Source organism: Promicromonospora sp. NPDC019610 (assembly GCF_044389365.1).
Taxonomy (GTDB): Bacteria; Actinomycetota; Actinomycetes; order Actinomycetales; family Cellulomonadaceae; genus Promicromonospora.
On the sequence record NZ_JBIRXX010000002.1, the window covers coordinates 216,015 to 229,171 of the forward strand.

Here is a 13,157-nt window from a genome sequence, read left to right on the forward strand (position 1 = left end):
GACGGCGGCTGGTCAGCCCCGCCGACGGCGGCTGGTCAGTCCTGCGCCAGCCGGATCATCACCTTGCTGCTGTCCCGCCCCGCGGCGGCGGCCAGCGCCGCGCCGGCGTCCTCGATGCCGAACCGGTGCGTGATCACGCCGGACACGTCCAGCCCGTCGCGCAGCGCGTCGAGCGCGTCGCTGATCTCCTCGACGAACCGGTAGGCGCCGATCCACGTGATCTCGCGGGTCACGAGGTCGCCGAGGGCGGCCGGCGCCGCGGCGCCGGGCAGGTTGCCGACCTGGACGAGCGTGCCGCCGCGGGCCGTGGCCCGCAGCACGCCGCCGAGCGCCGCGGGGGCGCCGGAGGCCTCGAAGACGAGCTCGCTGTCGGGCGGCAGCACGTCGCCGCCGGACACGTCGATCACGTGGTCGGCGCCGAGCTCCTTGGCCACGGCCAGGGAGGCGTGCGACACGTCGGCCGCGGTGACGGAGGCGGCGCCGGCGTGCTTCGCGGCGGCCACGACGAGGCACCCGATGGGGCCCGCGCCGTTGACCACCACGTCGCGCCCGGTGACGGCGCCGGCCCGGCGTACCGCGTGCATCGCCACGGCGAGCGGCTCGGCCAGCGCGCCCAGCTCGGTGCCGACGCCGTCGGGCAGACGGCGGAGCTGGGCGGCGGGGACGGCCCGCAGCTCGCTGAACCCGCCGTCGGTAGGGGGGTGGAAGGCGGCCGACCCGAAGTACCGGACCTGCGAGTGCAGGTTGGTGCGCCCGGCCAGCCGGTCGGGCAGCACGGACTCGGCGGTGGCCTGCGCGGGGTGCACCGTGACCGCCGTGCCCGGCGCCCAGCCCGTGACGCCCGGCCCGCTGCCGACGACGCGACCGGCCACCTCGTGACCCAGCACGAGCGGGCCGCGCAGCACGGCGGTGCCGGACGCGCCGTTCCGCCAGTAGGCGACGTCGGACCCGCAGACGCCGCCCCACTCCATGGCCACGACGACCTCGCCGGGCCCGGCTATGGGGTCGGGGCGCTCCTCGACCCGCAGGTCGCCGGCGCCGTGGACGACGACGGCCCTCATGCGGCGTCCTCGAGCTGGACCAGGTCGCGGCCCTGGGTCTCCGGGGAGAGGCGTGCGGCCACCAGGGTGATCGTCGAGTAGACGATGAGCATCGCCGCGATGGGCCACCAGCTCCCGGTCGCCGCGGTCAGCGACGCGGCGATGACCGGCCCGATCGCCGTGGCGAGGATGCCGCCGATCTCCTTGGACAGGGCGAGCTGCGTGAACCGGGTGCGGGCGCCGAACAGCTCCGCCATCGTCACGCTCTCCAGGGCGAACAGGCCCAGCACGCCGAGGTTGAGGCCGGCGATCATGCCGAACAGGAGCGCTGCGGTGCTGCCGCTGGTGATGAGCAGCATCATCGGGAAGGCGAACGCGATGGTCAGCAGGGACAGTGCGGTGTAGATCGCGCGCCGGCCGAACCGGTCACCGAGCATGCCGACCAGGGGCACGGTCACGAAGCCCGCGATGGAGCCCCACATGATGGCCTCGGTGGGCAGCGCCCGGTCCATGGCCAGGCTGGTGGCGATGTAGCCCACCAGGAAGGTCTGCACCAGGCCGGAGTTCCCCGCCTGGCCGAACCGCAGGGCCAGGGCCAGGAAGAACGCCTTGCCCTTGCGCTGCGCGAGGGCGGCCTCCAGCACGGGTGCGGCCTCGGCCTTCTTGACCTCGGCGCGGGTCAGGGCGACGCCGTCGACGACGTCGGGGCGGGCCTCGAAGACCGGGCTCTCCTTGACGTTCCGGCGGATCCAGACGGCGAAGATCATCAGCACGAAGCTCAGCAGGAACGGGAGGCGCCAGCCCCAGGACAGGAGCTGCTCCTCGCTGAGCACGACCAGCAGCAGGGCCCACAGGGCGGACGCCGCCAGCGTGCCGGAGTTGGTGCCGAGCGAGACCAGCGACGCGACCAGGCCGCGGCGCTTCACGGGCGCGTACTCGGCGAGCATCACGGTGGCGCCCGCGATCTCGGCGCCGGCGCCGAAGCCCTGGATCAGCCGCAGTGCGACCAGGAGGATCGGCGCGGCGATCCCGATCGTCTGGTAGGTCGGCAGCACGCCGATCAGCGTCGTCGAGACGCCCATGAGCGCGATGGTCAGGAACAGCACCTTGCGGCGTCCGATCCGGTCACCCATGCGGCCGAAGTAGACGGCGCCCGCGAGCCGGGCCACGTAGCCCACGCCGTAGGTGGCCATCGCGGCGATCAGGGCGATGGCGGGGCTGACCCCGGGGAAGAAGATCTGGTTGAAGACGATCGCGGCCGCCAGCGAGTAGAGCTGGAAGTCCATGAACTCCATGGCCGTGCCGAGCCAGCCGGAGACGGCGGCCCGGGTGAGGTCCTTGGTGGACCGGGTCACCGCGTTGCCCGGCGAGCTGCCCGGTGAGGTGTTGCCCGGTGAGGTCATAGCGGTGTCCGCCATGGGAGGTGCTCCTTGACTTCTCTGACTGACGTCGTTGTCCGAACGGCCGCGACGGCCGATGTGTGGCAGGCCTTGTATGTAAGCAGCGTCCACAAGTCCGTGTCAACCGTCCGGGGCGCGGGACCGGGCGTCGTCTCGTCTAGACTCCGGGCATGGGGCAAGCCTCGACCCGATCGAACCGGAGCGTCGTCTACGAGACGCTGCGGCGCAAGGTGCTCACGCTGGAGCTCGCCCCGGGGGCCTCCCTGTCGGAGAACGAGCTGGCCGCGTCCCTCGGCGTGAGCCGCACGCCGGTGCGCGAGTCCCTGATCCTGCTCGGCGAGGAGGGGCTGGTCCGGGTCTTCCCCAAGGTCGGGTCCTTCGTGTCCCGGGTCGACGCCGAGCGTGTCGCCGACGCGCAGTTCCTCCGCGAGGCGGTCGAGCTGGCCGCGTTCGACGACATCCCGGAGACCCTCGACCCCGACCTGCTCGCGGAGCTCCGGGCCAACCTGGAGCAGCAGCGCGAGCCCGGGCTCGACATCGAGAAGTTCTTCGCGCTCGACGAGGCGTTCCACCACGGCCTGCTGCGCCTGAGCGGGCACGGCCGGGCCTGGTCGACGGTGGTGGCGGCCAAGGGGCACCTGGACCGCGCGCGACGCCTCGGCCTGCACGAGACCAACGGCGTCGGCCGGTTCGTGGACGAGCACCATGCCATCCTCGACGCCGTGGTCGCCGGGGACATCTCCAGCGCCCGCGACAGCCTGCGGGCCCACCTGCGCGCCGTCTTCGACGACATCGAGAAGACCCGGCAGCGCTCGCCCGAGCTGTTCGCCGCGGACGACGGGACCGTGCCCGTGCGCCGCAGCATCGCCGTCTGGGAGTAAACAGTACCAGGGGGGTACACAGGAGTCATCGCTGGGACGATTCGCGCGCGCCCGCCGTGGACGAGAGTCGGTCACGTCAACATCTCCGGCACCACGAGAGAGGCGGCCGACGTGGCCTCCCCATTGATTTCCGTCCATGACCTGCGCAAGACCTACGGGTCCGGCCCCGGCGCCTTCGAGGCGCTCAAGGGCCTCGACCTGGACATCGCCCCGGGCGAGTCCCTGGCGATCGTCGGCAAGAGCGGCTCGGGCAAGTCGACCCTGATGCACCTGCTCGCCCTGCTCGACCGGCCCACCTCCGGCACCATCACGCTGGACGGTAACGACACGTCGCGGCTGTCCGCGCGGCAGCTCAACCACACCCGCAACAGCGCCTTCGGGTTCGTCTTCCAGCAGTTCTTCCTCAACGCCCAGGCCAGCGTGCTGGACAACGTGACGCTGCCGCTGAAGATCGCCGGGGTGCCGCGCCGCGAGCGCACCGCCCGCGGCCTGGCGGCGCTGGCCCAGCTCGAGCTCGACGACAAGGCGGGAAACAAGGCCAACGACCTGTCCGGCGGGCAGAAGCAGCGCGTGGTCATCGCCCGGGCGCTGATCAACGAGCCGCGCGTGATCTTCGCCGACGAGCCGACCGGCAACCTGGACACGGCCACGGGTGCCGTCGTGGAGGACATCCTCTTCGACCTGAACCGGCGCCAGGGCATCAACCTGGTGGTCGTCACGCACGACGAGGAGCTCGCCGCGCGCTGCGACCGGAGCATCCATGTCCGCGACGGCCTGGTCGCCGCTCCCGCGGGGGTGGCGGCATGAGGGCGCTCGACGTCGTCACCACGGCGTTCCGGAACGCGTTCCGGTCCCGGCTGCGGACCAGCCTGACCGTGCTGGCCATCTTCATCGGCGCGTTCACGCTGTCGGTGACCAACGGCCTGGGCACCGGCATCAACCGGTACATCGACGACACGGTGGCGTCGGTGGGCGTCGACGACGTCATGACCGTCACCGCGACGAACGAGGACGCCCCGGCCGACGGCGGCCCCGCCGAGTACGACCCCGACCAGATCGCCGTCGAGGGTCCTCCCGGGGCGACGGCGACCGCCCTGACCGACGACGACATCGACACGATCGCGGACGTCGACGGCGTGCTGTCGGTCGAGCCGGTCAAGAACGTGACGACCGACTACGTCCAGCACGACGGCGGCGACAAGCTCCAGCTCTCGATCTCCCAGTTCGTGCCGGGGATGAAGGTCGAGCTCGCGTCCGGCGCCCAGGTCGACCTCGACGCCGCCGACCCGCAGGTCGTGCTGCCCGAGAGCTACCTGGACCCGCTGGGCCTGGGCAGCGCGGCCGACGCCGTCGGGCAGACCGTCGTGCTGGCCGTCACCGACGGCACGGGCACGCAGGTGACCACCGAGGCGGAGGTCGTGGGCATCGCCGAGCCGGGCGTCATCAGCATGGCCGGCGCGATCCCCAACGACACGCTCGCCGGGACGCTCTACGACCTGCAGACCACGGGGGCGCCGGAGGCGCAGACCACGCGGTACGCGCAGGCGTCCGTCTCGTTCGACGCCGCGGCGGGCGACGAGGCGACCCAGGCCCTCCAGGACCGGCTGGCGGACGCCGGCTACACGGCCAGCACCCTGGAGGACCAGCTCGGCACGATCACCTCCGTGATCGACGCCATCGTGCTCGTGCTCAACGGGTTCGCGGTGATCGCGCTGGTCGCGGCCGCGATCGGCATCGTCAACACCCTCTTCATGGCGGTCCAGGAGCGCACCCGCGAGGTGGGGCTCATGAAGGCGATGGGGCTGTCCAGCCCGCGCGTCTTCGCCCTGTTCAGCATCGAGGCGGTGGTCATCGGCCTGGTCGGCAGCGCCCTGGGCGTGCTCGCGGCGGTCGGCGTCGGGCAGCTCGTGGGCGGGATCTCCGGGGACCTCCTGGCGAACCTCCCGGGGCTCACGCTCATCGCCTTCGACCCGGTGACGGTCGCCGTCGTGGTGCTGGGGGTCATGGCCATCGCGTTCCTCGCCGGCACGCTGCCCGCCCTGCGGGCCGCGCGGCAGGACCCGATCTCCTCGCTGCGTTACGAGTGACCCCACCCCCGTGCCGTGTCAGACGTACAGGTCCCTTCCGTGACCTGTACGTCTGACACGGGCGGGCGGCGGGCTTCGCCGAGCGGCGGGGCAGGCGTCCGGCTACTTTTCAGTGCATGAACCTGTCAGACGACGGCAGCGACCTGACCGGCGCGGTCCGGTGCACGTGACGGCGCCCCGATGCTCGTAGCCGCGCTGTGGGGCGCGGTCGGCGCGGCGGCGCTGGTCGTCGGCGCCCTGGTGGCCTACGCCGGGGCGCCGAGCCGCCGGTTCATCGCCGTCGTCATGGCGCTCGGCGCCGGGCTGCTCATCGGGTCGGTCTCCTTCGAGCTGGTCGACGAGGCGGTCAAGACCGCGTCGGTCGGCCTCGTGGGGCTGCTCACGCTGCTGGGCGCCGCCACGTTCACCGTCGGGGACTGGTGGCTGGGGCGCAAGGGCGGCGGCGGGCGCAAGGACGCCGACGGGGCCCAGGCGGACGGGAACCCGCTCGCCATCGTCTTCGGCTCCGTGCTCGACGGCGTCCCGGAGTCGTTCGTGCTGGGCCTGACGGTGCTCCAGGGGGACGTCAGCGTCGCCCTGCTGGCGGGCATCGTCCTGAGCAACTTCCCGGAGGGCCTGTCGTCCTCCAGCGGGCTGCGCGCCACGGGCTGGGCGCGGTCGCGGGTGCTGTGGATGTGGTCCGTCGTCGTGCTGGTCTCGGCGGTGAGCGCCGCGCTCGGCTTCCTGCTGCTCGACCCGGCCACCGGGCGCACGGGGGCGGCCGCCCAGGGGTTCGCGGCGGGCGCGCTGCTCGCGATGGTCTCGAACACGCTCCTGCCCGAGTCGTACAAGGTCGAGGGAGTGGCGACCGGTTCCCTGGTGGCGATCGGTTTCGCCGTCTCCCTGATGATGTCCGCGATCTGACGGCGCGGGCCCCGGCCAGGGTGCGGCTCACCCGTTCTGGGGGAGTCCGTGCGGGGACGCCGCGGCGAGCATGGGGGCACCCGAGCAGACCGCGGCCTGGGCCGCCGAGTCGTAGGAGGCAGCGTGGCCGACACACCGAACATCCTCGTGATCTGGGGCGACGACATCGGGATCACCAATATCAGCGCCTACTCCGACGGCGTGATGGGGTACCGCACCCAGAACATCGACCGCATCGCGGACGAGGGCGCACGGTTCACCGACTACTACGGCGAGCAGAGCTGCACCGCCGGCCGGGCCGCGTTCATCACCGGGCAGAACCCGTACCGCACGGGGCTCACGAAGGTGGGCATGCCGGGCGCGGCGCTCGGGCTGCAGGCCGAGGATCCCACGATCGCGACCGCGCTCAAGGACCGGGGGTACGCGACGGGGCAGTTCGGCAAGAACCATCTCGGCGACCGGGACGAGCACCTGCCGACCGCGCACGGCTTCGACGAGTTCTTCGGCAACCTGTACCACCTCAACGCCGAGGAGGAGCCGGAGCAGCGCGACTACCCGCGGCCGGAGGACTTCCCCGACTTCCGCGAGCGGTTCGGCCCGCGCGGTGTGCTCCACTGCTGGGCGAACGGCGACGGCACCCAGCGCATCGAGGACACCGGCCCCCTGACCCGCAAGCGCATGGAGACGGTCGACGAGGAGTTCCGCGACGCCGCGCTCGGCTTCATGCGCGACAAGGCGGCCGTCGACCAGCCGTTCTTCGTGTGGTTCAACTCGACCCACATGCACTTCCGCACCCACGGCAAGCCCGAGAGCAAGGGCCGGGCCGGGCGGTGGCAGTCCGAGTACCACGACACGATGCTCGACCACGACGACCTGGTGGGCAGCCTGCTGGGCGAGCTCGACGCGCTCGGCATCGCCGACAACACCATCGTCATCTACTCCACGGACAACGGCCCGCACATGAACAGCTGGCCGGACGCCGGGATGACGCCGTTCCGCAACGAGAAGAACTCCAACTGGGAGGGCGCCTACCGCGTGCCGGCGATGGTGCGCTGGCCGGGCCACATCCCGCCGGGCACGGTGCTCAACGGACTCTTCAGCCACGCCGACTGGTTCGTCACGCTGCTGGCCGCGGCGGGGGAACCCGTCATCGCGGACCGGCTCCGGGAGGGCACCGACCTCGGCGGCACGCGCTACAAGGTGCACCTCGACGGGCACGACCAGCTCGCCTATCTGACCGGGGAGAGCGAGAAGTCCGCCCGCGAGCACTTCTTCTACGTGTCCGACGACGGCGACCTGACCGCCCTGCGCTTCGACAACTGGAAGATGGTGTTCCTGGAGCAGCGCGCGGCCGGCACCCTCGACATCTGGCTGGAGCCCTACGTCGAGCTCCGGGCCCCGAAGATCTTCAACCTGCGGACCGACCCGTTCGAACGAGCGGACATCACGTCCAACACCTATTACGACTGGATGCTGGACCACATCTACCTGGCGGTGCCCGCCCAGGCCTACGTGGCCAGGATGGCGTCGACGCTGGCCGAGTTCCCCGCCCGCCAGAAGCCGGCGTCGTTCAGCGTCGACCAGGTCCTCGCCAAGCTGAGGTCGGGGGCGCCGAGCGCATGACGGCGTACACCGACCACCGACGCGCCGCCGGCGGCGCCGCGCCCGCCGTCGGGCCGGATGACGTCCGGCTGGATGCCGTCCGGCTGGACGGCGGGCTGTTCCGGATGGGCTCCGACGACCACTACCCCGAGGAGGCGCCGGCCCACTCCGTGCGCGTCGACGGGTTCCTGATCGACCGGTACGCCGTGACGAACGAACGGTTCGACGCCTTCGTCGCGGCCACGGGCTACCTGACGGTGGCCGAGCGGCCGCTGGACGCCGCCCTCTACCCGGGCGCCCCGCCCGAGAACCTCGCGCCCGGGTCCATGGTGTTCACCCCGACGCCCGGCCCGGTGGACCTGCGCCACCTCAGCCAGTGGTGGGCCTGGGTCCCCGGGGCGTCGTGGCGCCGGCCGGAGGGGCCCGGCTCGGGCATCGACGATCGCGGCGACCACCCCGTCGTCCAGGTCGCGCACGAGGACGCCGCCGCCTACGCGGCCTGGGCCGGGGCGAGCCTGCCCACGGAGGCCCAGTGGGAGTACGCCGCCCGCGGCGGGCTCGACGGCGCCGCCTTCACCTGGGGCGACGAGGCCCGGCCCGGTGGGCGGGTCCTGGCGAACACGTGGGACGGCCCCGACTTCCCGTGGCGGTCCACGGGCGGGTCCGGCTGGACGCGCACCGCCCCGGTCGGCTCGTTCCCGCCCAACGGGTACGGCCTGTTCGACATGGCGGGGAACGTCTGGGAGTGGACGGCGGACTGGTGGACCGACCGGCACCCCGCCGCGGCCGCCCACGACTGCTGTGCGCCCGTCAACCCCCGGGGCGGCGACGCCGACACCAGCCGCGACGCCCGCCAACCGCAGTTCGCCGTGCCGCGCAAGGTCGTCAAGGGCGGGTCCTTCCTCTGCGCCGACACCTACTGCCGGCGCTACCGGCCCGCCGCCCGCCGGCCACAGGCGGTCGACACCGGGATGAGCCACATCGGCTTCCGGTGCGTCCGCGCGCTGCCCGACGCCGTCCGACCGCCCGGAGGCCCCCGATGAACGAGGCCGGCCGCCTTCCGTCCTGGCGCCCCGGGCGCACCCGCGACGCCGTGCTCGGGTTCCTCGACGACGCCGTCACGATCCCGCCCGAGGACCGCGTCGCCTACTTCGACAACGACGGCACGCTGTGGTGCGAGCGGCCCACCTACGTGCAGTACGAGTTCTACGTCGACGCGCTGCGTCGCCGGGTCGAGGCGGACCCGTCGCTCGCGGGGGAGGCCGAGTTCCGCGCCGTGCTCGCGGGCGACAGCGCCGCCGTCGGCGAGATCGGGCTGGCCCGCGTGGCGCTCGCCCTTGCGGGCCTCTTCCAGGGGCTCGACCCGCGCGCGTTCACCCGGGAGGTGCGCGAGTTCCTGCGCACCGGCGCCCACCCGACCCTGGGCCGGCCGCTGAGCGCGGTGCGGTACGGGCCGATGCTGGAGCTTCTCGACGCCCTGCGGGCGCTGGACTTCACCGTCGGCGTCGTGACGGGCGGCGGTACCGAGTTCGTCCGCTCGGTCAGCCAGGAGCTGTACGGCGTGCCGCCCGAGCGGGTGGTCGGGACGATGATCGCGTACGAGCTCGGGCAGGACGCGAACGGCCGGCCCGCGCTGCGGCGCACCGCCCGGGTGCTGGGCGACGTCAACGAGGGCGCCGCCAAGGTGACGAACATCCAGGCCCAGCTCGGCAGGCAGCCGGTGCTCGCGGCCGGCAACTCCGCCGGGGACCACGAGCTCCTGGAGTGGGCCGCGGCCGCCGACGGGCCGCACCTGTCCCTGCTGGTGGACCACGACGACCCCGAGCGGGAGTTCGCCTACGCCAGCCAGGCCCAGAGCTTCGAGACGACGGAGCCCGTCACGGCGACGGCCGACCGCCTCGGCTGGACGACCGTCAGCATGAAGGACGACTGGGCGGTCGTGTTCCCGTGAGCCCGGTCTTGACGGACCGAGTTCTCGCAGGCAGGAGGGTACGGAGATGAGACGGACAGCAGGAGTCCTGGTGGGGCTGGTGCTCCTGGCGACGGGAGCGTGCTCCGGCGGCGACACCCCGGAGCAGAACACGGAGCAGGCGTGCGGCGCGGCCGACGACCTCACGGCGGCGCTGGACGACTTCCGCTCCACGCTGACGCCTGACGCCACGGTCGACGACGTCCGCGCCGCGCGGGACGACCTGAGCCAGTCGTGGCAGGAGTTCGAGTCCGCCACGTCCGACGTCGTCGCGGACCGTTCCGAGGAGCTCGACCAGGCCTGGGACGGTCTGCAGAAGGCGGTCGACGACGTCGCGGGCGAGGCCACGGTCGAGGGCGCGATCAACACGCTCCGCGACGAGTGGCAGGGCGTCAAGGACGCCAAGGACGACGTGGTGGCCGAGCTCGACTGCTGAGGCACGCCGGACGGCGGCGACGTCCCCGCGGCGCCGTCGTCACAGCAGGTGGAAGCTCCGCGCGATCTTGAGCGCCTCGCTGCGGCGGGACGCCGCGAGCTTGGTGTACAGGCTCGAGACGTGGGTCTTGACGGTGTTCTCCGAGACGAACAGCGCGGCGGCGATGTCGGCGTACGTCGCGCCGCGGGCCAGCTCGTTGAGCACCTCCCGCTCGCGCGGGCTCAGGGCCGGCGGGACGAGGGCCTTGCTCACCTCCCCGAGCTCGCGGGGCGTCGCGGTCATCGACGCATAGAGCACCGTCACGTCGGGCCGTTCGGCCGCGGCGGCGGCGAGCTCCCGCGCCCAGGATCCGGCCGGCCGTTCGACCAGGCGGCGCAGCAGCGTCGCGACGGGCGTGCCCTGGCGCGTCCAGCCCAGGAACGGTGCGGCGTTCCGGCGGGCCTCGGTGACGGAGATCGCCTCCGCCAGCCGCTCCTCCGAGCCTGACGGGTCGCCCAGCGCGTCCAGGAGCTGGGCCTCGCACGCGAGTGCGAGCGCGCGGGTGGGCGGCTGCGAGTAGGCGGCGTCTGCGGCGGCGGCCTCGAACGCGACCGCGGCGCCGCGGCGGTCTCCCTCGCGGTCGGCGCGCAGGCCCTGCACGAGCGCCGCCTCGCCCACGGCACCGAGCGCGTCGAGGGTGCCGTGCAGCGACTTGAGCGCCTCGCGGTCGCTCGCGAGAACCGCCACGAACGCCTGCTCGATGAGCAGGGCGACCCGCAGGTGCTCCGGGAGCTGGTCATCGGTCAGGCGCTGGCTCTCGCGCGGGGTGGTGAGGATCCGCCGGGCCTCGACCACCTCGCCCGCCAGGACGGCCTGGCGGGCGTCCCAGACGCGGAACCAGAAGCGGGTGCACAGGTCCGCGCCGTGCCAGTCGGCGCCGGTGACCTGCGCCTCGACCGGCCCCGTGGGCGAGGGCACGTCCAGCAGCCGCGCGAGCAGCCGGGCCAGCCGGGCGCGCGCGACGACGAACGGGAGCGTGCGCGCCCCCGGGGCGTCGGCGGCGACGAGCACCTCGCCGGCCAGCTCGACGCACGCGTTCTCGCGGCCGCGCATGTACTGGGTGAAGGCGAGGTGGCTCAGGGCGAGGACCCCGAGCGGCGCGAGGCCCTGGCTGCGGGACAGGCTGACGGCGAGGGTGAGGCTCGTCTCGGCCTCGGTCAGCTCGCCGAGCCAGTTCTGCGTCACCCCCAGCTCGGCCGCCAGCACGGGCAGCACGTCGGCGTTGGCCTCGCGCACGGCCGGCCGGCTCTGGGAGGCGACCACCACGCGCTTCGCGTGGCCGACGGCGGCGTAGGCCGGCTCGAGCCCGAGCCCCGCGCGCCACAGCCGTACGCAGGCGATCGAGGCGTCCAGGCCTTCCGGCCCGCCCGCCAGCCAGGACGGCGACCAGCGCCGCTGGGCGGCCAGCAGCCGGTCGCCCCAGTGCCGCACCCCCTCCAGGTCGTCCCGGACCCAGCAGTCGAGGGCGATGGCGAACCAGATGTCCGGCCGCCGGTCCACGATCTCGGGCTGGGCCCGGACGAACTCGCCCACCTCGTCCTGCTCGCACTGGTTCAGCACCATGCGCACGCCGTCCTGCGCCAGCACGTCGGCCGCCTCGGTGGGCGCCCCGACCCGCACGAGCCGCGCGAACGCCCGGGTCAGGTTGCCGCGCGCCATGTCCAGCCTGACCGCGCGGATCACGGTGGCGCGGGCGCGCGCGGCGTCGACGCCCCCCACGGCGAGCTGCCGCTGGACCACGTCCGCCAGGAGCGGGTGGACGCGGAAGCCGCCCTCGGCCGGCGTGCCCTCGGTCGGCCCCGGGTCGCACCCGTGGTCCGCGCGCATCACCAGCAGGCCGGTGTCCTCCAGCTCGGCGAGGATCTCGCCCGCGTGCTGGTCGTGGGACAGGTGGGCCGCCGCGGCCACCGTGACCACGCCGTCGCCGGCGATGCACAGCAGCAGGTGCCGCTGCCGCGGGGTCAGGGTGCTGAACACCTCGCCCGCCACGCGCGTGGCCATCGGCGTGACGTCGTGCGCCAGGTGGCGGGCCACGGCCGCCGGGTCGGGCGCCGCGCTCAGGTCGCGGGCGGCCAGCACGGCGGCGGCGCACCAGCCGTCGGCGTGCCGGGCCACGGCGTCGATCACCTGCCGGTCCTCGGTGCGGGCGTGCGCGGCGACGAGCTCCGCGCCCTCGGCGTCGCTCAACCGCAGCAGGTCGCCCCGCAGCAGCGTGAAGTTGCCGAGCAGCTCGGGCACGAGACGGGTCAGCGGCAGCACCCAGTGGCTGAGCAGCAGGAGCCGCATGCCCTCCGGCGCGTTGTTGAGCCGCTCGTCGACGCGGCGCAGGGCCGACGGCGGCAGCAGGTGGGCGTCGTCGATGACGACCAGACGCGGCGGCTCGCCCGGCTCCCGCTCGCCGGACGCGTGCTCGTCAGGCGCGCCCGGGCCGTCGAGCGCGGCGTCGATCCGCTCGGGGTCCCACGAGGCGTCGGCGCGCGCCCACACGGCGTGCTCGGCGTGTGCCGGGGCCGCGTGCCGCAACCACCCGGTCACCCCGAGGGTCTTCCCGGCGCCCGCCGGGGCGACCAGCAGCGTCACGGCGCCCTCGGTCGCGGCGTCGAGCCGCTGCCACAGGCGCAGCCGCGGCACGTAGACGCGAGGGAGGCGGGGCAGGCGGTCGTCGTCGGCCGGCCGGCGCGACGTGCCCGCCCGGTCCGGTGCGCCGGCCGGGTACCCGGCTCGTGACGTGCGGGGCGCACGGGGTGCGCGGGTTCCGCCGTGGCGGACGACGGGGCTGGGGTTGGCGCGCATTCCGCAG

11 protein-coding genes are annotated in these 13,157 nt (G+C 73.7%); 8 read left to right on the forward strand and 3 right to left on the reverse strand.

Annotated features, from left to right (window positions below; all coding sequences use genetic code 11):
* Positions 1-35: 35 nt before the first annotated feature.
* Positions 36-1,061, reverse strand: a complete 1,026-nt coding sequence (locus ACH45N_RS12530) for an L-idonate 5-dehydrogenase (protein WP_397394233.1) — start codon at positions 1,059-1,061, stop codon at positions 36-38.
* Positions 1,058-2,443: an MFS transporter gene (locus tag ACH45N_RS12535; protein ID WP_397397437.1), complete on the reverse strand. Its 1,386-nt coding sequence runs from the start codon at positions 2,441-2,443 to the stop codon at positions 1,058-1,060. Before ACH45N_RS12535 ends, ACH45N_RS12530 begins: the two co-directional genes overlap by 4 nt.
* A 167-nt stretch (positions 2,444-2,610) precedes the next feature.
* Here ACH45N_RS12535 and ACH45N_RS12540 point away from each other — a divergent pair, with 167 nt between their 5' ends.
* The 8 genes from ACH45N_RS12540 to ACH45N_RS12575 all read left to right on the forward strand — a co-directional run bounded on the left by ACH45N_RS12540 (position 2,611) and on the right by ACH45N_RS12575 (position 10,318).
* Complete coding sequence (locus ACH45N_RS12540; RefSeq protein WP_397394235.1) at positions 2,611-3,321, forward strand: GntR family transcriptional regulator; 711 nt, start codon at positions 2,611-2,613, stop codon at positions 3,319-3,321.
* A 111-nt stretch (positions 3,322-3,432) separates the two neighbouring features.
* Positions 3,433-4,128: an ABC transporter ATP-binding protein gene (locus tag ACH45N_RS12545; RefSeq protein WP_397394237.1), complete on the forward strand. Its 696-nt coding sequence runs from the start codon at positions 3,433-3,435 to the stop codon at positions 4,126-4,128.
* On the forward strand, positions 4,125-5,408 hold the full coding sequence (locus ACH45N_RS12550; RefSeq protein WP_397394239.1) for an ABC transporter permease: 1,284 nt from the start codon (positions 4,125-4,127) through the stop codon (positions 5,406-5,408). Before ACH45N_RS12545 ends, ACH45N_RS12550 begins: the two co-directional genes overlap by 4 nt.
* A 180-nt stretch (positions 5,409-5,588) precedes the next feature.
* Positions 5,589-6,311, forward strand: a complete 723-nt coding sequence (locus ACH45N_RS12555; protein ID WP_377233374.1) for a ZIP family metal transporter — start codon at positions 5,589-5,591, stop codon at positions 6,309-6,311.
* Positions 6,312-6,434: 123 nt separating this feature from the next.
* A complete protein-coding gene (locus ACH45N_RS12560) occupies positions 6,435-7,934 on the forward strand; it encodes an arylsulfatase (protein ID WP_397394241.1) in 1,500 nt (499 codons plus the stop codon).
* The gene (locus tag ACH45N_RS12565; RefSeq protein ID WP_397394243.1) at positions 7,931-8,956 is read left to right on the forward strand and encodes a formylglycine-generating enzyme family protein; all 1,026 of its coding nucleotides are present in this window, start codon (positions 7,931-7,933) and stop codon (positions 8,954-8,956) included. The genes ACH45N_RS12560 and ACH45N_RS12565 overlap by 4 nt, the downstream gene beginning before the upstream one ends.
* Positions 8,953-9,864, forward strand: a complete 912-nt coding sequence (locus ACH45N_RS12570; protein WP_397394245.1) for a haloacid dehalogenase-like hydrolase — start codon at positions 8,953-8,955, stop codon at positions 9,862-9,864. The genes ACH45N_RS12565 and ACH45N_RS12570 overlap by 4 nt, the downstream gene beginning before the upstream one ends.
* A 46-nt stretch (positions 9,865-9,910) precedes the next feature.
* On the forward strand, positions 9,911-10,318 hold the full coding sequence (locus ACH45N_RS12575; RefSeq protein ID WP_397394247.1) for a hypothetical protein: 408 nt from the start codon (positions 9,911-9,913) through the stop codon (positions 10,316-10,318).
* A 39-nt stretch (positions 10,319-10,357) separates the two neighbouring features.
* Here the strand turns inward: ACH45N_RS12575 and ACH45N_RS12580 are convergent, their stop codons facing one another.
* Positions 10,358-13,150, reverse strand: a complete 2,793-nt coding sequence (locus ACH45N_RS12580) for a LuxR C-terminal-related transcriptional regulator (RefSeq protein ID WP_397394249.1) — start codon at positions 13,148-13,150, stop codon at positions 10,358-10,360.
* Positions 13,151-13,157: the final 7 nt, after the last annotated feature.